This is a genomic window from Paraflavitalea sp. CAU 1676 (genome assembly GCF_029223285.1).
Lineage (GTDB): Bacteria > Bacteroidota > Bacteroidia > Chitinophagales > Chitinophagaceae > Paraflavitalea.
The window spans coordinates 872628-897087 of record NZ_JARHUJ010000002.1 but is presented as its reverse complement, the minus strand read 5'-3'; the positions used below and the strand labels follow the sequence as shown (position 1 = coordinate 897087).

General features: G+C 49.7%; 16 protein-coding genes. 1 reads left to right on the top strand and 15 read right to left on the bottom strand.

Translation table 11 applies throughout. The annotated features are described in order from the left end of the window. Positions 1–108: 108 nt before the first annotated feature. Positions 109–1770 (top strand): DUF4932 domain-containing protein, encoded by a 1662-nt coding sequence (locus P2H89_RS08250; protein ID WP_275826138.1) that lies wholly within the window; start codon positions 109–111, stop codon positions 1768–1770. A gap of 165 nt (positions 1771–1935) precedes the next feature. On the opposite strand, the gene P2H89_RS08245 is transcribed toward P2H89_RS08250, so the two are convergent. From P2H89_RS08245 to P2H89_RS08175, 15 genes are all read right to left on the bottom strand, one after another. After that, positions 1936–2340: a hypothetical protein gene (locus P2H89_RS08245; protein WP_275826137.1), complete on the bottom strand. Its 405-nt coding sequence runs from the start codon at positions 2338–2340 to the stop codon at positions 1936–1938. An 82-nt stretch (positions 2341–2422) separates the two neighbouring features. Further along, positions 2423–3190, bottom strand: coding sequence for a DUF4262 domain-containing protein (locus P2H89_RS08240; RefSeq protein WP_275826136.1), 768 nt, complete (start codon positions 3188–3190; stop codon positions 2423–2425). Between the two features lie 21 nt (positions 3191–3211). Then, positions 3212–3613 carry a hypothetical protein gene (locus P2H89_RS08235; RefSeq protein WP_275826135.1) on the bottom strand — a complete coding sequence of 134 codons (402 nt, stop codon included), beginning with the start codon at positions 3611–3613 and terminating at the stop codon, positions 3212–3214. Between the two features lie 45 nt (positions 3614–3658). After that, positions 3659–4132 carry a T6SS immunity protein Tdi1 domain-containing protein gene (locus P2H89_RS08230; protein WP_275826134.1) on the bottom strand — a complete coding sequence of 158 codons (474 nt, stop codon included), beginning with the start codon at positions 4130–4132 and terminating at the stop codon, positions 3659–3661. Between the two features lie 20 nt (positions 4133–4152). After that, positions 4153–4809 (bottom strand): hypothetical protein, encoded by a 657-nt coding sequence (locus tag P2H89_RS08225; protein WP_275826133.1) that lies wholly within the window; start codon positions 4807–4809, stop codon positions 4153–4155. A 131-nt stretch (positions 4810–4940) separates the two neighbouring features. Continuing rightward, positions 4941–6005, bottom strand: coding sequence for a sensor histidine kinase (locus tag P2H89_RS08220; protein ID WP_275826132.1), 1065 nt, complete (start codon positions 6003–6005; stop codon positions 4941–4943). Next, the gene (locus P2H89_RS08215) at positions 6002–7060 is read right to left on the bottom strand and encodes a histidine kinase (RefSeq protein WP_275826131.1); all 1059 of its coding nucleotides are present in this window, start codon (positions 7058–7060) and stop codon (positions 6002–6004) included. Before P2H89_RS08215 ends, P2H89_RS08220 begins: the two co-directional genes overlap by 4 nt. Before the next feature lie 121 nt (positions 7061–7181). After that, positions 7182–7757, bottom strand: a complete 576-nt coding sequence (locus P2H89_RS08210; RefSeq protein WP_275826130.1) for a hypothetical protein — start codon at positions 7755–7757, stop codon at positions 7182–7184. Further along, entirely contained in the window at positions 7741–13764 is a 6024-nt protein-coding gene (locus P2H89_RS08205) for an FG-GAP-like repeat-containing protein (protein WP_275826129.1), read from the bottom strand. Before P2H89_RS08205 ends, P2H89_RS08210 begins: the two co-directional genes overlap by 17 nt. 9 nt (positions 13765–13773) lie before the next feature. Then, positions 13774–14217 carry a hypothetical protein gene (locus P2H89_RS08200; protein ID WP_275826128.1) on the bottom strand — a complete coding sequence of 148 codons (444 nt, stop codon included), beginning with the start codon at positions 14215–14217 and terminating at the stop codon, positions 13774–13776. Between the two features lie 10 nt (positions 14218–14227). Next, entirely contained in the window at positions 14228–14659 is a 432-nt protein-coding gene (locus P2H89_RS08195) for an aegerolysin family protein (protein ID WP_275826127.1), read from the bottom strand. Positions 14660–14853: 194 nt separating this feature from the next. Further along, positions 14854–17082, bottom strand: coding sequence for a TonB-dependent receptor (locus P2H89_RS08190; RefSeq protein WP_275826126.1), 2229 nt, complete (start codon positions 17080–17082; stop codon positions 14854–14856). 24 nt (positions 17083–17106) lie between these two features. Beyond that, positions 17107–20073, bottom strand: a complete 2967-nt coding sequence (locus P2H89_RS08185) for a T9SS type A sorting domain-containing protein (protein WP_275826125.1) — start codon at positions 20071–20073, stop codon at positions 17107–17109. A 167-nt stretch (positions 20074–20240) separates the two neighbouring features. Next, positions 20241–23732 carry a discoidin domain-containing protein gene (locus P2H89_RS08180; protein WP_275826124.1) on the bottom strand — a complete coding sequence of 1164 codons (3492 nt, stop codon included), beginning with the start codon at positions 23730–23732 and terminating at the stop codon, positions 20241–20243. Positions 23733–23864: 132 nt separating this feature from the next. Further along, on the bottom strand, positions 23865–24287 hold the full coding sequence (locus P2H89_RS08175; protein ID WP_275826123.1) for a hypothetical protein: 423 nt from the start codon (positions 24285–24287) through the stop codon (positions 23865–23867). Positions 24288–24460: the final 173 nt, after the last annotated feature.

Below are 24460 nucleotides of genomic sequence, written 5' to 3'. Positions count from 1 at the left end.
TGATTTTTACAATTTCAGCCCTGGTGTATCGGCTACATTTGCGACCGGTCTTACTGGCATTACTGCAACCAATGCCGGCATCTTTTCATTTTCAAAAAAAAGTATAGCATGAACAATTTCAGGAACTGGCTGGCCATGGCCCTTTGTTTGGCATTATCAGGGCCGGTGTTTTCGGATCCCGGTCAAAGGGAGCGTTTCAAGAGTTTTAGTTTCGACTATGGCGGGGTGAAGTTCAGTGTCGATCCGCGTATCGAATTGTACCAGGCCGTTGTACTGGCCTCTGGTATGCCGCTCACCAATTATGTCGACATCGACTATAAGTTGAAGGTAGACCAGGAGCTATCGAAATACAAAACACATCCCTTAATGGTGTATGCGGAGCAAAACCTGAAGAGCGGTAAACTGTTCAATACCATCGACGCGCCCATCTGGTTCTTATTGCACCTCACGAATACTTTCGAATGGCGCAGCGACCTGGTGTACGAACGGCGCAATGATAGCAAGCTCGATTCTTTCCGCTTGTTGATGAAGCAATTTGTGGAAGAGACCAGCTATGTACAATTCTTCAATAGCAATGAAGCGTTTTACAATATCAGTCTCCGCAACCTGCAATTCAACCTCGACAATTTCAAAGAAAAGGAACGGGTGCTCAACTACTATGGCGTAAACTCAAAGGAGCAGGTGCAGTTCAACCTCATCCTCAATTTCTTTGGCTGGGGCAATTTCGGTCCCCGTATGCGCACGGCCAAAGGCCGGGAATTGTATGCGGTGATCGCGCCACAGAAGAGTTATATGCGCATACCTACTTTCGATCAGTCGAGGTTGTACAACCTCATCTGGCACGAGTTTGGTCATTCCTTTGCCAACCCGGCTTGCGAAAAGCAGCCTTATGCCGATCAATTGGCGGCGCTCTCTCACTTACATGAACCCATCAAAGAATCTATGAAAGCGCAGGCTTATGCCGATTGGGGCGCTGTGGTTAAAGAACATCTAACCGAAGCCATCGCCTGCCGGCTGGCGGCGCAGAAGTTTGGGGAAGCTTTTGCGGAGCAGAACTATGTGCGACCTCAAAAGGGCCGCCGCTGGATCTACCTGTACCCCATCCTCGACGCGTTGAAGGAATACGAGGCCAACAGGGCCACCTACCCAACCCTCGAAGACTTTATGCCGCGCATTGTGGAAGCGCTAACGAAAGTAACCCCTGCCGATATCGACCAGTGGATGGCTGCTACAGAAGCTATCCGGAAACCGGATGTCGACAAGATACCTACGATCTCCGAGGTATTCAGGAAAGACAGCGTATTGATCATCCTCTCATCGCACGAAAGCGATACAGCGGCCGATGCGCGGCTGAAGACCTTTATCAAAGGTTTTGTAAAGATCATCCCCAATATGGCCAAAGGAACCCTGATCACCGATGCCGAGGTTCAGCACTATGACCTGAGCCAGTACAACCTGTTTGTAGTGGGCACCCCTTCGGGCAATTCGATCGTGGAAAAGGTGATGCAGCAGCTGCCGGTCAAGATCACCGAACAAGGTGTCATCGGGACAAAAATGTACGAGGGTAAAGGTTATGCATTGCTCTCCAGTTGGGTAAACCCCTGGAATACCCAAAAAGTGATGACGGTGATGACGGCCATGCATCCCGACGATCTGCTCAACTTCAACCGTGCTCCTTTTGGCGGGTCGAACTATCATATCCTCAAAAACCTCATCACCTACAAAATGGGCGATTATAAGCGGAGCGGATTGCTCTGGGGTTGTGAGTAACTGACGGCGACCAATTTGTTATTCAGGATCACCTCCCGTTGATATAGCCATGCAGGGTTGTATGGTAGGTGATCACTTTTATGGCTGCCGGGGGCGAGGCTATAATTGTTCATTGTCGCTCTGGTAGACTCCCAACAAATTATTGCCCAGTTCGTAAAAGGCGAACTAAGTTGCGTCACCAGCTTTTCTAAAACTTTTGAAAATGTCCCGATGATGATCGTCTTCTGGCAAAAACGATGTAAACCGGTTTTTGTCCTGCACCTGAATTTTTATACGCCCGCAATGCTCGCATTGATAAATGTCGCTCTCGAAAGGCCTGGCGCATTTTGAAATAATATCAACAATAATAGATGAATTAAGTAGGTCCACTGGATAACGATCAGAAAAATATGCTCTAATCCAGTCCTCCCTTCTGTTATTTTTTATTGCTTCGATGAACGAATCTATGTCGGAGGCGTATTCGTCCGATAGCGTATTGAGGTCCTGATCTCTATAAAATACAGCTTTGTAAGAGATATTGTCTGATGTATCAGCAATTGTGTGTCCGCAAACACAACCAAGTTTTGACATTGATGTCTAAATTAAGATGTGGTCTTTAAAAAATCAAGAGGGATTTGGGAAGCAGCCCAGTCCAGTTGTTCGGGTTGCCCACTTATTCTTCGACTTCCTCTTCTTCATCCTCCTCAGTTTTTGAACGAGTCCATTCTCCGCCGATGTACTCTCTCTCTGCTGATTCTCCATAGTCAAGATTGAAAACCTCATTGAGCGTTTTGTCGCGAATGGTCATTTGCTCCAATGCAACTAGTCTTGCATCCTCGGGCATTTGGTCGTCTGTCAGGAATTGCCAGTCGCCGTCGTGATCGTGCACCACCCGAAGAATTGGGCGCTTAAGATCCAACCACTGACGGGTCGTAAAAATGCCCAGGTTTTTTGCCTCACGGAACTTGAAGTCAGCATTTCTATCAAGCAGTGGTTGTCTGAACTCAAATTCCTCTTCATAGTCTTTTTCCCAGGGATATTTGCCGTTTCTGTCGGTCCAAACAAGTTGTAAGGCCGGGAAGTCTTCAGTATTGTAAAGGTTTATTGCCTGACCAAAATAGTCGGCAATATTTCTGTTGTCAACTTGTAAGAATTGAGTTTCGCCGCATTTAAAAAAGTCGCTATAGGATTTGCCGGTCTCTATTGCCTGTCCTGCTTTTGCTATGGCTCCTGCATCATTGAGAATTAGGTGTAAGGTCCGGATCGTTAGTCCGAACGAAATAATTTCCGGGTGACGGTAGTTCTTCCAAAGTCCGATCGTGTAAGCGAAGGAAGGCAGATAGTCTGTTGCCTCAATCATTATAACTACCCAGCCGAATTTTTCAATGTCGGAGCCGAAATCTTTATTGTCATTGCAGTTGTGTTCGTGGTTGGTCGACATATGTTAATGATTAAATAGGCTCTAAGGCGTATATCTTTTAAATTTCATATTTGGTCGATCAGGGTGACTTAATGTAAGAAACTCCTGGTCTATGGTCACGATATCGCCTTCCAATCCATCGATCTTCAGATGTCGTCCCTTGTTGGTCAACTTCAATATACCTTTTGCGAAAGGACGGTCTTTTCCTTTAGTTTTATTCCATACTACATACTTGCCGTCGTTGGAGAAAGTCAAAATCAAATTTCGATTATCCATGTCAGCTTTTTCAAGTTTGACTTTATCAGTTAGGTCAAGAGATTCCGGATATTCGAGTCCATTATAAATCCAACTTCCTATTAACTTTTTTTGTATTCCCGAATCCTGGGCAAATGACAATGTTGCCGATAGCAAAAGAAGAAAAGTAAATATTTGTTTTTGAATCACTTTTATGGTTTAATTGAAATTAAGTAGTTATGCGACACAATTTCACTATTCGAATTTGATTTTAACGCGAGCTCCGTCCGGCAGATCATTGATCTGCTCATATATTTGTCCGGTTACAGCAAAATGGACACTCATGTCGGTCACTTCAATATTGTCGATTGAATATTCACCGCCTAAAACGGGAGGTTTTATATAACTGTAAACTTCGTTTTCCTGTAAGGTCTTCCCGGCGGATTGCAGTTCTCCAATAAACAAGGGAAGAAACCAATTGTCAATCTTCTCTTCGTCGCCCAGGAACTGTTGGTACTGTTCGATCGAGTTGGCAATTTTCGTGAGGTCGCCCGTGTCCGTTTGAAGCCAGTATAGATTGTCATCATTCCCCAAAAAGAAAATGTCGCCCAGGCACGAAATGGAAACTACAGCTTTCATGTCTGCCACCTTCCAACGCCAGCAAGTGAGTATTTCACTGATGTCGACGTTGGTTATGTTCTTTGTTAATTGGTCAACCGTAAATTGCATGGTGTGGCGGTGTTTACACATTAGCGTGTTTGATTCTCATAATACCTTGCAAATATCCTTCCGTTGCTTTTTTCGGCAAGCATGATTACTCGTTGAGTGCTATCAGGTGTTGTTTCTATTAGCAAGCATTCGTTATTGACAACAGTAGCTCTTACAGTCGAAGTTTTTTGAAGCACGACTATGTCACTATAATGATGCGATCGCAAAGTTAAATATTGGTTCTTATAGGAAAGAACGTAAACATCAACCTGTTTCGACACACTTGCCTGTTCGCCATTGCTTACCATTTCTTTTGCCTGCTCCTTTGTCGGGTAAGCCCCTGTGTAAGCTCCTTTCTGTATCCCTAGCAATGATGTCCAAAACCTTACGGCTAAATTATTCGGTATTTGTGTAAACGGTTCAAACCCCATAACAATACAACCGGAAGTAGAATTCCATACTCTTAAGTCTGGGTCAAGGTTATAAAATTCTCTACCTGGCAGTCCGAAAGTTTCAATAGCTGCATTACCTTGAAAGTAGTCTCTAGTCCCAGATACAAAACTCCAAACGGGTATAAGTGTCCATGAAGATATCAGCAGTAAATACCATTTGAGCTTGCTTTTTTTGATGAACAAACAAATCAATGCACCAATCCAGATCAAAAGGCCGAACGGAATGGAAAAGAAAAACAGGAACATCACCCAGGAGGATATGACTGCTGTCCAGAAAACTGTCTGTATTGTCTTATTATGTTTCTTCGAATGTTCCATCTGCATAGCCACCAACTCCTAAATATACACAAGTTCTCCAATGCTCCGAAAGAGGACAATTATTTTTTCTGACTGCCCAGGGCCAGGCCCAGTTGTTCGGGCAACAGGGGCAGACTCACGGTGAAGGCACCTTCGGTTTCCGTGAGTGTAAAGCTGGGGTATTGGAGCAACGCGTACTTGAGTTGAATGTTTCGCAGGCCGATCTTGCTGCTCGGCATCTTGGCCATACGGCGCTGGAGGTTGTTGGTTACTATGAGGCGGCTGTCGCGGAAATATAGTCGGATGAGCAAGGGTTGTGTTTTGGAAACGATGTTGTGCTTGACGGCATTTTCGATCAGCAATTGCAGACTCAGCGAAGGCAGCAGCCAGTTGGTATAGCGGGCATCGGGCTCCACCTGTAGTTGTATACCTTCTCCATAACGGGTTTGCAGCAGTTGGAAGTACGAGTCCACAAAACGCAGTTCACTGGCTACGGTACTGAGCCCTACCTCGTTATTCTTCAGCAAATACCTATATACTTTACTGAGTTCATTCAGGAAGCGGTCGGCCCGTGGCTTGTCTTCGTGGATCAGTGACGAAAGCGTATTGAAGCAATTGAACAGAAAGTGGGGGTTCACCTGGTTCTTCAGGGCGTCCAGCTCTTCCCGGAAATTGGCTTGCCGCAGCATTTCTTTTTCTTCTTCCGCCGCTTTGTAGCGGGCAATCGCATGGTCGGCATCATAGAGGGTCTCAAACAGAATATTTACGGAAAGGGCCAGGATCGCTCCCTTCCATACATCGGCCGGACGGAAATGATAACCATGAATGTGCAAGAGGCTGTAGAGCGTAAGCACCACCGTTACGGAGGTCATCATCGACAGTACGCTCAGCAACATTTTATAGCGCAGGCGTTTCCAGGTTTGGTCAAGTTCCGGAAATCGTTTGTCGATCCTACCTGAAGCCGTGATGCGGGAATACCAGGAGAGGCCACCCAAAACAAAGACCAGCGGAAACGAAAGCGCCCATATGCGCCACTCGCTCCAGAGCCGGGCGCCGTACAGTATCTGGTTGATCGCCAGGTCTATCACCGGCATAGAGAGCAGGAAGGTGTATAGCTTCAGCCGAGGTAAGGGTTTCAGGCTCATAGGGGCACCTCCTGTTGATGATCGAACAGGGGCAGGCGGATGATCCGCTCCTGGTCGTTGTCGGTAATGTCGATCTGGGCCTGGTGCAGCAATTGATACCTGGTTACGAGGTTGTCGATGCCGGTTTCGGTATCGTGTTCATTGGTCCTGAGTTTGGGCTGCACGTTGTTGCGCACGATCACGGTATTATTGGTCGTCGTGATGTCGATGCGCAGCGGATGCTGGCGGGTCATCACGTTTTGGGTGAAGGCATTTTCGACAATGGTTTGCAGCGTCAACGGCGGCAGCCATTGGTGAAGTTGTTCGTTACCTGCATCAACGACGATCTGCAGGCCATCGCCATACCTTGTTTTCAGCAGGTAGTAATAAGAGTTGATAAAGCGAAGTTCCGCGCTGAGGGTCACCATCTCCCCTTCTTCATTGCGCAGCATGTAGCGATATACTTTGCTCATTTCATCGAGAAACTTCTCGGCTTTGTCTTCGTCTTCATCGATGAGGCTCGAGAGGGAGTTGAGGCTGTTGAACAGGAAGTGGGGGTTCACCTGGCTTTTGAGGCTTTGGAGCCTGTTTTGCGTGCTGGCCCTGCTGAGTTGTTCGTTCTCCTCCATCTTGAGTTTCCAGATCTCGTAGCGGGCAATACCTTCCAGCACGAAGGTGATGAAGATGACGAAGATGCCGGTACCGATGCAGGCCCAAACAAAGTCGGTGAGGTCGAAATGGTATTGATAAAGGGCAATCTGCTCATAGACCTTGAACAGCATGAAGAGGAAGATGACGGTCATGACCATGAAAAGGGCGATCATGACGAGCATCCGGTGGCTGATGCCTTCTTCCTGCTTGTACTGGCGGCGCAGCCACACGCCGATGATGCAGCACAGTACGAAGCCGATCGAAAAATCGGCGGCGGCGAGCGGAGTGGCCGTCAGCAGGATCCTGTAGTCGGTAAAATAGCGGGTGCCCAGCATGAGGGCGTTGATGATCACGGCAAAGGGTGCCACGCACAAAGCCAGTACGAAGTAATCTTTGCCACTATATTGAGGAAGTTTCCATGCCATGTCTCGCGCGCGGGGGGCAAGATAATTCCTATTACCCCCATTTGGGCGCAAGATGCACTAATTGATGATAAGTTGGGATGGATTGGGGAGAAAGTTTGAAGAGTTGAGGATACGGTAATGATCACAACAGCATGATATCATAGAACACAAATGTTCCAGCATCCGTCCGGGCGATGTTGGACCAGAGATCGCCCGTGGCATAGCCGGCCTCTTTTACCTGCCAGAATGCGTTCACAAACCAGCGAAAACAGGCCTGCTCATTTTCACTTGGGTAAAGAGATGCCAGAAAATCTATTTTTTCGGCTTCCAGCCGCTGAATAGAGAAAACACGGTTCCCCAGATGCCGTCTGGGCTCTCCATTGTACTCCGCCGGGCAACTCGCCAGGTTTTCAAATTCACCGGCATGCCAGGGCATACCATGAAAACAACCTTCGTCTGATGGATAGCTGGTTCCAAATTTAACCGGAGTTACCTTTTCCTTTAAGACTCCATACATGTCAGTTTGATAGCGCCAGGTATCGAAGATGCGACATGACCATGACGGAGTTTCTTCCATGAGCCGACACGCTGCTGCATATTCTTTCTCACTGTTGGTGAGTTTAAGCACGGCCGCTCCTGCATCCAAGGCTACTCCATGGGCGCCACGCCCTATGACCGGAAGCCGTTGTACGGGAAGTGATTTAGTTATGAAGTGCATGCTCGATAATTTGAAATTGCAAATCCTCATTTTGTCTCATCACATTCCACCAGGCATCCGCCATCCGTAAAGACTCCAGGGTTGGTCGATAATGTCCGCTGTGATTCAGCACCCTTAATACATTGCCCACCCGCTGTACCATCCCGGCTGTATACACTGGCCCGCCATTGCCTTCCAGCGCCGCGTGAGTCATAAAATCATTGCTAATCTTGATCCTGAAATCCTCTGTCGAAAGCGTAAACTTGAACTGGTTGCCGGTGTTGATCGCCTGTCCTACCTCCTCTATATTGTGCAGCCAAATGTTACCGGGATTATGTAACCCTATGTTCCTGGTCAATATTTCGGCCTCCAAATTATTTGGCGCGGTATTAAAAAACACCCTGGTTCCAAAGGCATCTCTCCCATATCTGGCTACATTCAGGTAACCGTGATCCATTGGCGCAACGGGGAGATTGGCTATATCGTGCAAGATCGCCCGCTGCGCCATGTATGCCTCTCTGTACGTTCCACGCATTTCCTGCGGTGCGTGGAGCGAAGTAGCTCTAAGTTCATTGTAAAAATCGTGGCCGATTTCGTGACGACCCATATTCTCCAATTCATGCCAGGTCAGGTCTTGTTCGATGGCGGTAAGGGCCAGGGCTCCCTCCGGATCTGCGAGATCCACAATCCCCATTAGCACGTTAATAGCTACAGTACTTAAAAAGTGACCGGTAGGATCCATGTTCTGGACCGGATTATTGGAAACATACGCATAGCGATTATAGATGCCCGGCATTCCAAGAGATCCACCCGTACGGTCGTCGGCCGATATAAACCTACCGGTCAGTGTATCGTAATAGCGCGCCTCAAAATAATTAAGACCGCTTTCATCCAGTTCCTTTCCGCCAAAATGGTAACGTACCAGGTTTTTACCGCTTTCCCCGTACTGTGTTCCATAGGGCTTATAAGAAACTTTGTACCGCGTTTTCCCGGTGGCATCCGTTACCTGTTTCGTGTTATTAAGAAAATCCTGGTGGTAATAAAACAGGCCATCGGAGATCCTATATTGTTTCCCTTTTGCTGCCGGTAAGGCAGGATAACTGCTGGATATCTCTGCCACTCTCCCTCCTCCCGTCGATATATAGGCGGTCTGGGAGCTGCGTTGGCTTCCTGCATTCCATTCAAATTGGGGCGATATATAGTAGGTGGTGGTCCCGGAACGGACATCCGTTTTGCTTAATCGTCGACCCTGCATATCGTACGTAAACCTAAAGATCGTATCGGCATTGGACACAAGCGCCTTCAGCCGGTTCCAATTGTCAAAGACATAGCGGGTCGTAGCCGGACTACTGCTGTCGGTCCTGGTTAATTGATAACGGTTACCATTGCCGTCATAGGTCAGGTTAAAGAACGTTTTGCCTCCCCGCATGCCCGATTGAACCTGGTAATTGTTGTAGATAAACTGGTCGGCCCCTTTTTGCACCAAACTGCCGGAGGAGTCATAGCTATATGTCTCCAGCCCATAAGGTCCCCGGGCACTGTCGAGCTGACCATTGGGCTGAAAGTGATAGTGTTCGGATTTGCTATGATCCAATTGATCTTCAATGCCGCTCAATTGATGAAGAAAGTTCCACCGGTATTTCATGCTGGTGACCGGCATACCGAAAGGCGACAGCACCTGGTACGCCTTGAGTATCCCAAATGGATAAAATCCGGCAATCTTTCTAACACCATTGCCATACACCATGTTGGTGATGTTTCCTGCTGCATCGAATTTATTCAACCGGAATATCTCCTTTTCGCTTTGCGCATGGGGAAGTTTTTGCTTCCATTTCACCTTCTCCAGAAAACCATAGGGATAATAGTGATACGTCAACTGCGAACTGTCGGGATAGATCAAATGATCGGGACTCAAATCCGGCAGGTAGCGCATCTTTTGATCAAATACCTTACCGGCAATATGCATTCGGGTGTTGGTAAGCTGACCAAATGCATTGTACCCAAAAGAATAATAACAACTGCTATCAGGCATGTATACCCTGCACAGGTTGGCGTTTCCGTTTTGGGACCCGGCAAGATCATACTGATAATAATAGGCCCCTGACCGGCTATACCAGGCTGTTTTTCGATTCAGTGCATCGTACTCCAGCCAAATGCTATCACCGGCGTTCATAACAACGGTTCGCTGCCGCCCTGCATAATTATAGAGTACGGCTGTATTGCCGGAAGCAGGATTTGATAAACTGACCATGTCACCAATAGAATTATAGCCATAACCGGTGACAAGTTTCCCGGGGTCGGTCACCATGGAAAGGCGGCCCAGCAGATCATAGTTCAGCACCGTCAACAAACCGTTGGCATCCTTCACCTGAACGATGGCCTGGTTGCCATTGAAGTAATCAAAAACCCGGCTGCTCTGTGCTGCCTCTTTTGTTCCGGCCGCTTCGGTCATGCTGATCTGCTTCCCACTATAGGCATATTGGGTTGTTACATCGGCACTATCCGTGAAGGGGATCCTGGTGGTAAGTATTCGTTGGTTCGGGTCGTAGGTATTGGTAACCCATTTCGGTTTTGCGCCGGCAAAATAAGGTAAGCTATGGCGGGTAACCAGGTTATTGCTATTGTACTCTTTTTTCTCAAAAACTGCCTGCTGTTGGCTTCCCCTCCAGCCATAGCCAATTTCCCGCGACAAACCGTCATAGATTTTATAGGTAGAATCCCAGCTATTCCCCTCCCAATGTCTCCTGGACAACGACCGCACTATAAATCCTGCGGTATCCCGCAATTGATAGATCACCCGGGTGATCACTTTTTGCGTTCCCGATGGCGCAGGCCCGGTGCGCAAACTATCCTGGCCAAATTGATCGAGCCCAATGGTAAAGAGGTTGCCATTTGCATCCACAGATTGCGTCATAACGCCAAAAGCCGGATCAAATCTTGCATACATCACCAGCCGCTTGCCCGATGCATCGGGCGGAGAAACGACCTTATCGGTAAAACTGTGATAGATAGAATCCGTATACATCCAGGTGGTGTCGCCCGATTCATTCACCTGCCAGCTCCGGTTGCCATAGGCATCGTACTGGTATTGATGCGATAGCCAGGAATTATTGGTATTGAGCCACTGGTTTTCTGCCAGCAGGTTATACCTTACCGTATCATACTGAAATGCCGATTGCTGCAGCGGCGTTGCGCCAAGGCTATCGGGCGATTTAACAGACGACTTTGTAAACCCGATATGCCAACCCAGGGTATCGTTCACATACATGGAGTTGGTATAGATCGTATTGAGGGGTTCGGAGGTATCATTCAACAGGGCCTCCCGGACGACATTGCCAAAACGATCATAGCCGTAATTGGTACCGAGCGTAAAGGCAAACGCGCCGTTTTCATAAAAATCCTGCCTTGCCTGGCTTTGCGTAACCTGGTAAACGGGAGAACCACTATAAACCGGGTTATTCGAACTGCTGTACTGGTTACGCACCACGCGAAGCAGTTGGCCGCTGAGATCCGTTTTGACCTTCGAAGCTTTTTTTCCGGTAAATGGGTAAGGTTGCAGGTAGTTGTTTTGGAAAATATTGTTGGCGGCGCTGTCAACTTCGGTGACTGATGAAAACCCCAGCCACCCGTACCCGTCAAGATCCTGCAGCGACCCCTGGTAATTGAATTTATAGTGATAACTGTCATGGTAACCATCGGAAAGACGATAGGCGGCCAGCAAATACAGCGAATTCTGTGTTTGAACATATGGATACTGGCTTACCTGCACCGGAGACAGCGGCACGGCATTAAAATTATTCTGTGTACTAAGTCCTTCCAATCCGCTCGCTTGTTGTATGCCGGTCGGGCGGTAGATCAGGGAATCGGACATGGGCCGGAATTCAAATTTAATGGAGCCATGTATACCATTGTCAATCCGGGTAAGTAAACCAGGCACCTGGTTAACCAGTGCGGGCTCTGCCGATTGGGTACCCGCACCAAAGTACATGGTATTGGTGTTGGCTGCAAATAAGTCGGCAATGCCATCACCATTAAAATCGCCCGACCAGGTACCAGTAGCGATCAAGGCTGGAGACGACGCATTACGGCGGGTAAAACCGGTTCCGTAGTAATAATAAATAGCGGCGGAATCGCCCATCAACGCGTAAAAATCCATGCAGCCATCGCCATTAAAATCGCTCAGCCAGTTTTGACTGATATTGAGGTTAACGTTGGTGATAGAACGCGCTGAATCAAAACCATACCCGTTCGATAAATAGAGACTGTACAGGTTATTTACATGGGTGAGTATATCTGCCAGGCCGTCGGCGTTAAAGTCGGCCACGAGGTTATTGGCAGGCTGTGGGCTCACATTCATGGACACGGTAGCAATGACAGGCCTGAAACTCCCCGAATGTGAAAAATCCGACAGATACAGGTTACCGGCATTCACGCCGGTAGACAAAACGTCTGCCTGCCCGTCTGCGTTGAAATCGGCCACCCATATCTGCGATGGGGTCAATGACAGGCCGCTGATATTGATGGGAGGAAGAAAGTTTACGGTATCTGCCAGGTGTAGCGTGGTCAGGTTACCGGAAACTGTCAGCACGTCGGCCCTGCCATCTCCATTGAAATCGGCCGTCCAGGTACAATTGGTGCAAGCAGGGTCTATTTGCAGTCCGTTCACTGCAACGCCAGGAGCAAAACCCGCACCGTTGCCATAATAAATATTGCCGGCTCCGCCGGTGGCCACCAATAAGTCGGGATAGCCATCAGCATTATAGTCGGCGAGGTAACTGGTCTTATTAACCAGCAACGGCTGACTTAATGAAACTTGGGAGAATCCCCGGCTTGTCGATAAATAGATGGCATTGATCATGTTTTGCTGAGCAGGTATCAGATCTGTTTTACCATCACGGTTTAAGTCGGCAACGTATCCTCCGGTAGCTGCGCCAGGCCCTGTCCATTGACCGGGCGCCTGCACCAAACCATCGGGTCCATCCGACCACTTAAACGATAACGGCACGGTGGAATCGCCCCTCTGCCCTACCCGGTAGATGGATGTGACACGGCTTACTTTGTCGGAATTCGTATTATCGTAGCCTAACAGATAAGTCGATACCGGTACGGTATCATTGGCGATCACAACAAAGGTCCTGATGGCCTTTAAGCGCAAATACACCGACGTTTCGGCTCCGCCGCTACCATACAACAAAGTGTCCTGCCTCGGTTCATAATAAAACTGGATCTTTCTTTGCTCACTGGATGAGGTATACAGGTTTCCACTGTAGTATATGGCATTGGGGTAGGCAGTACTGTTGTTTGAACTACCCGTCAACAAATTACCTGTTAAATTGGTGGGCGAATAGCTATAGGTGTATCGAATGGTATTCCCGTTGCGATCTGTCAGTTGATCGATGAGCCAATTCTTAATAGATCCCGTAAGCGGGCCGTTAACAAAACGAGGCCCCTGGGCCTCAACACTGGCATCTGCCGTAGCGCCATAACTGGCAGTCGCACCGTTTTTAAGCCATGCCTTGAAATAAGCCGGTCCACTGCCCAAGCTATCGAATGCCTGTAGTTTTGTCCAGGTTTGCAGTTCGGTCATAAATACCGAACCTGGCGAAGCATAAGTCGCGGCACCCGGATCGGTATTCATCATACGATTTCCATCCAGCGAAAACCGGTCGCAGGAATCGTAATTGATGCCCCCTGCAAAACCATCTTCTGCTATGGAAGCCCGGGTACGGCTTACAGCCGACAAGCCGGTTAAAGAAAAACCCATACCGAGCAGGCCATTACTGTTTTGGCTACTGTACGTGATGGTAAGGTCTGGCTGAGCCCCTGCCGTACCAGGGGGTATTTGAAGCGGAATGGTGTATTGGGCAGCGCCGTTGGCATTGTAAGAGAAATCACCATTTACCCGGCCTCTGTAAATGGTTGAGGTGTGCGGGACGGTTTTCTTTGGCTGAGCATTGGCAATAGTAACGAGTCCGCACGCCCCTAAGAAAAGCAGCATGCGGCAGCAGTTCGATGTATTGATTGACATGGTTCCTGATTAGCTCTGCACTGAGATGCTCACATTGAAAATGAAGGTACTTCCTTCATTAACCGGATCCGTAAGGCCGGTGAACGCATAATCGGTTGTGGTAGAAGAAATAGTTGGCGTTGGACTCTCGGGCTGAGACGCGTCCAGGTCCCAATCGATCGTCAGTGGGTAACCGTTCGGCAGGTTGAAAGTAGCCGTACCTTTTGTAATAGGATTAGCATTTTGTTCCTGCGTGCCCTGTCCGACGAAAATTAAGGTTGACAGGGAATTTGCGTAGAAGATCGTGGCGCTGCCTCCTGCCTGGAGCGTATTGAGTACGATGGGGGGATAGCCCGAGGGGCTAAACTCATTGTTGCCGGATAGAAAAGACAACGTGTTAAAAGTGATACAGCCGCCCGTGTTGTTGGTAACATTTACGGTAATACTCGCTGGGCCCGATATAGGTTCTGCCATGTCAGGAAAGTTAATTGGTATTAATAGTTATATTGGCAACAACGGACGAGGCATCGATAGGCAATCCGTCACTCATAGGTTGGCCATCGATCAACACGCTGCAGGTGAGAAAGTAAGATGTCCAGGAATTACCGTTCAATAGCAATCCCGCATAAAACCAGCAATTGGAATTGCCGTTAGGGCCCTGCGACGCAAATGGGCAATTGAAAGTAAGCTGCATCTGCGTCTGATCTGGCAAAGAATAAGTAACCGACCCGGTTACACCATACACCGATCCTGTAGTTTTATGCGCGTAAAAAACTTCCTGATCAGCAGCATTTAGGCTAATCGTTTGCGGGCTGATCCCTCCATTGTTGAATTCACCATGCTGAAGGTTGGTGTTCAAGAGATTGATTTGCTGAGACGTGTTATTGGTAATATAACAAGTGACTTCCCTGGTCATAGCAGTCCATTTTAATACGATCTATTATTGCATGAAAAGAATAAGCGATTGGGCAGGAACTGGATTTCTGCAAACACAGTTTCAAAGGGGGGTAGTTGATTATTTCGATAAACAAGGTACGAGGTTAGTAAAGCTTCTTAATATTTTCAGTATCACCTACCGTGGAACTACCTATGTTGTTAAGTAGAGATACGCTAAGGTTCTGTCCTGCGTCGTTTGGGTTCAGGGTCACCAAATGACTTTTTCACCTTCACCACCAGGTTCCTGCCGGCGCCGCTGATACCGGAAGCGAATACGCGGTAATGCTGGTCGAACAGGTTTTCAACAGCGCACTGCAAGGTCCATTGTCCGGGCAGGTGCAGACTGGCAGCTATATTCAGTATCTGCCAGGCAGGCATTCCTTCGGGGGTGGCGTATTGCAGGTTATCTTCTCCATAAGGATTGTAATCTTTTAGTTCCTTCTTTCCGTTGTAGAGCATATAGACTTCGGCCTCCAGGATCTTGTAACCGGCCTTAATGCCCGTTTTCCCGAATACCGGCGGTATATGATCGAGGGGCACTTCCGCTTTACCGGCCTGCTCATAGCGCCCATGGGTAAAAGTGAGGTGAGAATACAGGTTGAGCCAGGGCGCGGGCCGCAGACTTACTGCTCCCTGAACGCCGTACAACGATGCCTTGGCTTTATTCTGGTTGGCTACAACAGGCGTCATTTTCCCATCATACAGGATACTGGACGCTCCATTCAGCGTGAACCTGTCCATCACTACGGCATCCCGGAAGATCGTATAAAAAGCATTTGCTTCCAGCTCCAGCCATTTCCCCCATCGTTTGCTCAGGTCAAGATCAAACTGCCAGGTATGCTCCGGCTTGAGGTCGGGGTTGGGCACCACCAATTGCACGCCGCCGGCAGATTCAAACACTTTGGCGAGGTCGTCGATATTGGGCGAGCGGAAACCGGTGGAGACATTCAACGAGATCCTGCTGCCTGCGTCGGGCAACCAGATCAATCCTGCATTGACGCTATACGTTAAATGACGTTGCGTTGCTTTCGTATACGGCAGGTGCAGCAACGAGGTATCTTTAAAATTAGCATCGAGGCTGCTGTAGTTGAAACGTATGCCATCGTTAAGGATCAGTTTGCCTGGTACAATCCTGTACGCATGTTGTGCGTAGATGCCGGCATAGTTCATATTGTTCTTTCCGTCGGGGTACCGGGTGGTGATACCGGTCGTTTTGGCCCCCGAAGCTACATTGTAGTTAAAGGCGGTTGAACGAAGGAAATTGAACTGACCGTCGGCGCCCACGCTCAGGTCATGATTTCCGGCGGTCTTGTGCAGGTCGAGGTTCAATGCCCATACGTCTATTTTCTCTATCCTGTTCTCGCGTAATGGGTTTCTGTAGGCTCGCTGCATCCGGCTTTCTTCTATGTGCTGGTAACTGGCGCCCGTTCTCAGCTGATCAAAGAAGCCCTGCAGGTGTTGGGTATTAAATTGATACGATGCCATCAATCGTTCCTGCGGCCCATAGTACCACTCCGCCCACCGTAGTTTACCGTTCCTCACGTCCGTTAAACGGTCGTACCGTGGTATATCATTGCTATTGCTATATTGCCAGTTCAATTCGTGTGATTGCCCGGTCTGCGGCTGCCACAGGAATTTTTGCAGCAGATCGTACTGGCGGTAGTTGCTGAACTTTTGAAGATTGACATTGTCGTTTTGTATAATGGAATCGATGCCGTTGATCGGTGTAATATATTGCCTGCGCAACCCCAGTTCGCCGTATTCTTTTCTTCGGTGACTCCCCTGCCGCAGGTCTCCATAGTTGCTGTAACTGAACGATGTGAGCGAGGCAAACCGGCGCGTCCCCACATTTACATCCACATGGCCTGTAAACTCTTTCATGGCGCTGCTGTAACGGGAAGATACCTGGGTGCGCAGTTGGCCCAATTCCGGTTGCTTCGTTTGAAAATAGATCACGCCTCCCAATGCGTCGGAACCGTAGATGGTAGAGGCCGGGCCGGAATAGATCTCTACTTTTTCGAGTATATCATCATCGATGGTGATCACGTTCTGCAAATGCCCTGTACGATAAATCGCATTGTTCATCCGCACGCCATCCACCACGAGCACAATCCGGCTCGCCTCAAATCCTTTGATGACGGGGCTTCCCCCTCCCAATTGACTTCGTTGCACAAATACCTTTCCGGATTGCTCCAGCAGTCCGGCCGTATTGTTCGAGAGCGACCCGGCAATCTCTTTATTGCCGATCACGATCGTTTGCTGCGCCACGTACTTTTTATTTTCAGGGAATTTATTGGCTGTCACGATCACTTCTTCCAATAATCCGGTGGTGTCGGCAGATGTTTGCTGGCCATAGACGGGCGCCCACAATCCTGCTGCCAGGATGAGCAGATAATATTTCATGTCGTTGATTGAGTGGTTTGTTTGTTATTGCTTTACAATCCTGATACTGGTTTGCTGCTGGTCATGGCCTGTAATGATCAACTGGTAAGTGCCTGTCGCAAATCTGCGCATATCCAGTTCTTTAGTAGTTCCTGCTACCCGCTCCGTCCTCAGGCGCTTACCATGTATGTCGTACAAAGCGATCATGCGGGCATCTTTCAATCCGGTGATCGTTAATCTGCCCGATACCGGATTGGGGAATGCTTTGATGCCGGATGCTGCCAATGCCTCGTTTTGCGCTACGACGATCTCGCTGGGCTGTGTGGATCCCCTGGCCAGCAGAGATGGCTGTTGCACGCCATAGATCTTCAGCTCTGCTACTTGGAGGGTGCTGCCTGTTTTGCAGGTGAAAGTAATATGGTAATATTTGTAGGTATTGGTATTGTTGAAGGTGTACACCTTTTCCTGCCCGCGACCAGGGAAGAACTCATTGGTAACGGTATGCAGTGTTACCCAGGTGCTGCCATTGGTAGATGCCTGCAAGGTCCAGTTCTTCGGGTCCCTATCGGGGAAGTCGTTGCCCGATACAATGCTATAGCCTTTGGGTATATAATTGTTCGTGGCCGTGTAGCGTATCCAGGCCGAGCAATTGGGTGTGAGGTACTTGGTGGCATTGTTGTTATCGATCACTTTGGTAAACTCTTCGCCTGCCGGTGAGCCGCTGGTATATTGCGCATCCAGTATGCCACCATCGTCGGTGATATCGACAGTGCCTGCCAGGATGGGCGTCCACAGGTTGGTTTCCCAAACGCCTCTGCCATAGGTAGCCACCCGTAATTTGCCGGATGATTTTTGTATCTCCACTTCATTCACGGCTACCAGGGGCAATCCGCTGGCATGTTCTACCCAATTGGTATCGACATTGTCGCGGTAATAGACGCCCACATTCATGCCCACATAAATGCCTTCCAGCACATTGTCATCTACCACCACCGATCGCGCACTAAGCGCTGGTAAGCCGGCAGATATATTCTGAAAGGTTCTTCCCGTATCGGACGATACATACACCCGGTTGGTCGTGCTGTTGCAGGCCAGGTAAATTTTCCGGGGATTTACCGGGCTTACATAAATGGCGTTGATCGTGGCAGGAGCAGTAACGGTAACCCAGGTAGCGCCGTTGTTGTGCGTACGGTATAGCGTGGCTCCAATGGAACCATACACATATTGCGTATCGCTGGGTGCCACCGCCAGGGTGGTTAACATGCCGGTGATAACCCCACCGGAAATGTTTGTCCAGCTACTGCCGCCGTTAGCAGACCTGTAAATGCCCGTCCAGCCGCCGTACACCGTATTGTGGTTGGTGGGGTGCATTACCAGCGGGGTAACCCAGTTGCCGTTGGAAGGCTTGGTGAGGTTGGAATAGGTTTGGCCTGCATTGGTCGTTTTGTAAATGGAACCATTTTGCGATGTGCCGATGGATATATTGGCATTGGTGGGACTAATGATATTATCCATGCCATCGGCGCCCAGCCAGTCTTTCCAGGAGCTGTCTGTTCTTCGATACGAAGAGCCATTATCCTGCGCCCCGCCCGTAATAACATCAGCATCGGTTTTGGCGCAGGCGATGCGGTAGAATTGCCGGATGCCCAGGCCTGCCGAAAGATCGGTCCAGTCGCCGCCGCTATTGGTGCTTTTATAAACGCCGCCGTCGCTGCCGGAGAAAATGGTGGTACCAATCCATTCCAGCGCGTGCACATCGGCGTGGTTATAGCCCGTGCTGTTGGGATAACTCCAGGCGGTTTGTGCTACGAAGGAAGTGCCGCCATTGGTGCTCTTCCAGCAAATGATACCGCCGATCATCACTTCATTGATATTGGAAGGGTTTACGCAGATGGCCATATCGTAAGTAGCCTGGCCCGATGTGCCGGTGCCATTGGTCTCGTAGCCAAAATAATTGGTGCCGCTGCCCGGGCTGCCTACTACAGTGGTAATATAAGTTTTACCGGTGTCGGTAGATTTATACATCCTGCCAAACAGGCTGCCATTTGCCTGCACCGCATATACGACGGCAGTATTGGCAACCGATACGCCAATCAATGTGCGGCCGGTGTTGGTGATACCGTTGGCTACGGTGATGGCCGTCCAGGTTACGCCATTGTTCGTCGACCGCCATACACAGCTTGTTCCTCCCGAGCCGGATGCATACATGATATTGGGATTGGTGGGATGAAACTCGATGTCTTCTTTTGCCTCGGTATGAACAGTGGTCCAGTTGGTGCCGCCATCAGTGGAGCGGAATATACCGTTGCTGCCGGTAGCAAAAACGATAGATGAATTCGTAGGATGCACCAATACTTTCTTCGCGGAGGTAGGGCCGGTTCCTGTTGCCAACCAGCTAACGCCGGCGTTGGTTGATTTAATGACGGCTCCACCCTGCAGGGCTGCGTACACATTGCTTTGGTTGGAGGGATCGATATGAAGATGAAAGATGTTCATCCAGGCCGATGAGGTAAAATCGACCAGCGATGTCCAGGTCGAGCCTGCGTTGGTGCTTTTCCAGATACCCCCACCCGGTGAGCTTACATAAATAACGTTCTGGTTGGAAGGATGAACGGCTACGGAGGTGATACGTCCTACGCCGGGGTTCCAGCCGCTGGTGTATGTCCAGCCTTTGGGGCCCAGTTCGAGCCAGGTGCCATACGTACCCCTCGCAGCTTGCTGCGTGCGGGTCTTCATTATGGCCTTTGCTGCTTTGTAGCGCTCGGCTTCCGTTTCCGCATCGATGAGAAATCCTTTATCGTCGGTATGGAATTTCTTTTCATACAGCCAGCGTTGGAACTGTTTATACCCGGTACCTCTGCCGGTGCCTACGCTGTCGAAATAACGATTCGCCAGCCGCTCAATGACATGCAGCGGCAAACCGGTTCTTTCCATCAAGGTGAAAATGTCTGTTTGGGAATAGGCAGTACCGCATAGCACCACCATCAGGAGGAGTAAGGTTAATTTTCTCATGTGACTTGGTTTTGGAAACATAATATACTAACAAATACTCATAAACGATACGGGCCGGTGTTATCAATTCCGAAAATCGTGATCAGTAATGCGAATGGAAATTGAACGTTTGTGCAATGAATCAAAGCACAAACGTTCAATAACGTTATGCTGCGATCGGTAGCTGCTTATTCTTTGAGCAGTCTCGTAGTATAAGTAGTACCGCTTTCATCTTTTACCACCAGTATATATTGCCCGCTGGCCATATTGCTCAGGTTTACCTGCACAGTAGGGCTGGTTGCCCCCAGCGACTCTTTTTTCATCAGTTTGCCCTGCATGTCAAATACTTCCAGGTCGATGCGCCGTCCGGGTAAAGAAGGTAGCTTAACAGTAACCATACCTTTCGTGGGAACGGGATAAGAAACGAGGTCGTCCCCCTTCACGGTCCTGAACACAATAGGCGCCGACGGTGCAGCTGCGCCGCATCCTGCAAAGGACAACTCTGCTACGGAGGTCCAGGGGTTGTTATTTACTTCGGAAGTGGCCGTTAATCGTACATACCTGGCCTGTATAGCGCCAAAGCTTACCGTTTGGGTAGTGGCGTTGTTGGGCCAGGTGCCCTGTGCTACGGTAAACCATGCCTGCCCCAATACGCTCACTTCTATCTTGTAATTTTTGATCCTTCCGTTGGCACTGCTTTGCCGGGGCACATAAGTTACGGTGGTGAGCTGGTTGGCGGCACCCAGGTCGATGGTAATGTAATGCGGCATGGGCGCTGTTGATCCATACCACTGCGAGTGCCAGATGGTGGCGTTATTGCCATCGATGACGTTGGTAGCTGGCGCCGACTCGCCGGTGGTTTCCTGGCTGTCGAACCCGTTCACGCTGTAATTGCTGCGCGGTATGCTGGTGGTGGTGCAGGTGGCAGGTACCAGACAACCGAAGAAGGTGAGTTCTGCAACGGTAGTAAAGGCATTGCCGCTTACTTCGGAGGTGGCAGTCAGTCGTACATAGCGAGACTGTACCGGTGCGCTCAATACAACATCCTGCGCTGCGGATGTGTTGGTGAAATTGCCGGTCGCCACGAGGGTCCACGAGCTGCCATTGATACTGGTATGTACCTGGTAAGCATTGATGCGCCCGTTGGAGCTGCTTTGGCGTGGCAGGTACCTCAATTTGGTGAGGTTATAGGTGCCCCCCAGGTCGATAGAGATATGGTGTGGCATAGCAGCCGTGGCGTTGTACCACTGGGTATGCCAGACCGTGTTGTTGTCGCCATCGATCGCATTGGTGGCGGGTGCTGTTTCGCCGACGGTTTCCTGGCTGTCGAACTGGTATACGCTATATTGTGTGCGGGGAATGGCGGCGTGGCACGGCTCCTGCGATTCGCTCACCGAAATATTGACCGGTACCGAGTTGGTGCCTGCATTCCCGTTGTCGATGGCGAAGGCTGTTACACTGTAAGAGCCGATGCCTACGTTGTTCCAGGTAAATGAAAAAGGCGCGGTGCTGCTCTCGCCGATCTTTACACCCCCGTTGTAGTATTCTACTTTGGCAATGGTGCCATTGGCATCGGTGGCATTCACGGTGAAATTAATGTTGGCGGGCGCTGCAAAATTACTGTTGTTGACCGGCGCTGTAATGCTTACTGCTGGTGGCTGATTGCCCGAACCATCGTTGTTGACCGGCAGTTCCCATACGCCCCGCCCGTAGAAGGATACACGCAATACGCTGTTGTTGGCGGTGGTATTGAATAGCCGGAGATTGGTGATATTGGCAATAGAGGGAAGTCCGGCGGAGATGTTTTGCCAGGTTCCCGTGGTGCTGTTGCGGTATTGCACGCTTTTGGCGGTGGCTATGTAGATGCTTTCATTGGTGCTGAATTTGTCGTGCTGCAGGTCAATGATATTCACACTGGGCAAGGCGGCGCTCACATCTGTCCAACTTACGCCTTTATTGGTTGACCGGTAAATTTTGGCCCCTGCAGTTGCGTACACGATACTGGTATTGCTGTTGATCACCTGCAGGTTGCCAAAGGTAGCGGCACTATTGGGTACGGTAGACACCTGTGCAAAGCTCGGACTGCCTGCTGTTGCATTGCTGGAGTAATACAGTTTGGCATCGCTGGTCAGCACGTATACTTCGTTGTTGTTGTCGGGTGCAATAGCAATGGCCTTGATATTGGCGGTAAAGGTGGCAAGGTTGCTCCAGGTGGGGGAAGCGGTCAGCAGGTTGGTGCTGCGCCTGAGCGCGGTAGCCTGTCCCACAAATGCGAGGCTCGTATTGAGGGCCGTTACGGCATATACATCATTATTCGACGGTACGCTTAGACCAATGCCGGTAGAACCACCATTGAGCACGAGATCGCGGCGTGTGGCATTCTCTATATAATAAGCGACATTGGTATTGGCGTAGTCGAATTCGTATTTCGAACCCCAGTCGCCCCCGCGGTTGCAATACCAGGTGGTGCCGTTGTAATACAGTTCGCCATTGTCCTGTGTGCCAATGCCGATGATGTTGCGCGACAGCTTGCTGCTGCCCATGTGATAGATCTCTGTAGCGCTTAACCCATTGGCCGAGGGAGACCAGCTTACACCGCCATCGGTGCTTAAAAAGACACCGCCGTCGTTGGCATTGAATAAGCGGCTGTTGTTGTAGGGCGAGGTAACGATGTGGTGCATGTCGGTATGGCATTTCTCCCACCAGCTGGTGAGTTTGGTCCAGGTAGCACCGCCATCGGTGCTTTTCCAGTTGCAGTGGGCGCCCAGGTAAAGAATATCGGCATTGGCGCGGTCGGCAAAGATGGTAAAATTGTAGTTGCCCTGTCCGCCCGAGCCGGCATCATAACCTACCAGGTTGGGCGACACATCTCCCTTACGCAGGGTAAAGTTCAGGCCGCCGTCGGTAGACCGGTAAATGATACCTCCCACACTGTTGTTAGACCCGATAAAGCCAACGTAGACCACATTGGTGTTGGCCGCCGATACGGCGATGCGGCCTCCATTTCCTGCGGCAGGCGCCACGCTGGTGATCTGGCTCCAGGTTTCGCCGTTATCGGCCGATCGCCAGAAGCTGGCATTGTCTGCTGCATACAGGATGGTGGAGGAACCGGATTTATAGATCATGTCTTTAAAAGCACCTCCGCTTTTTTTGACGGTCCAGGTAACGCCGGCGTCGGTCGATTTCCAGATGCCATCGGTGGTAGCAGCGATGAGGGTATTGTGATCGGTGGGGCTCATGAGTATTTCCAGGGCCATCCTGTTGCCGATGCCGGCGTTGGAAGCAGCCCAGGTGGTACCGCCATCGGTGCTTTTCCAGATGCCGAAGCCATTACCGTAGTAATTGGGATCGCCGCTGGAGAGATAGAGGATATTATCATTCGTATAATCGATGCACACCGAAGCGGAGCTGCCTTGTGGTATTTGCGTATCGCTGCCGGTGCGCACCCAGTTGGCGCCGGCGTCATTGCTGATCCATAGGCCACCGGAGGCACTTACGGCGTATAACCGGTTGGCATTGGTGGCGTGAAATTTAAGCTGGCATACGCGGCCGATGCCATGTATTTGTCCGGAGATATTGGTGGGGAACGCTTTAGGGCCTACTTCCGACCAGGTTTGGGCCAGGGTGGAATGGTGGAACGACAGCAGGCATAACAAGAGTATCGAAGCAATAAGTTTCATCGTTGAATTGTTTTGAACCGTTAAGGAATGGAGATACCGATTCCCGGCAGGTAGCCGGCAATGCGTACAGGGCAGGTGAACAGACTTAGCGCCTGGCCTGATGATGTAAGGAATGGGTATGTTGGTGATTAACTAGGAACCGCCGCTGCGACGTTGGCGGTCTTTCTTTTCCTGTTCAAAGATGCGGAGTCTTTCTTCTGTAGAGAGGATGCTGCCATCGGGCTGCACATAAGGCAGGGTTTGCTGTTGCCAGAACAGGAATTTTTTGTACTCGAAGGCATACTCTTTGGCTTCCCGCTCGGTTTTACGGATGGTTACTACCTTCTTTTGCGTGTAATTGCTGAAGACCTCTTTTTCTTCTACGGGTTTGGTTTTATCCTTCCAGTACGTTTCAAAAGCTTTTACGGCTTCGAAGTAATTGACCTTGGGATCGTCCATCATTTTGACCCAGTTGGGAAGTTTGGTGCTGTCGGGTTGTTGTGCGTGAAGGCGTTGTGAAAATGCCGTACAAAGCAGCAGGAGGCACGCTGCTATGCAGGGTTGAAGATTTTTCATGAGCAGATAGGTTTTGGTTATTAATGTACCATAAGATAAATAAAGAAAACCGATCATGGATAGCGAACGCTGGTAGCCATGCGCGTTGTAACAGCACGCAATCGATTGAAAGCGGCGTTCAACCGGTTGCGCAGAATTTGATAACTATAAACGAAGGGCGCTTGAGCCGATCT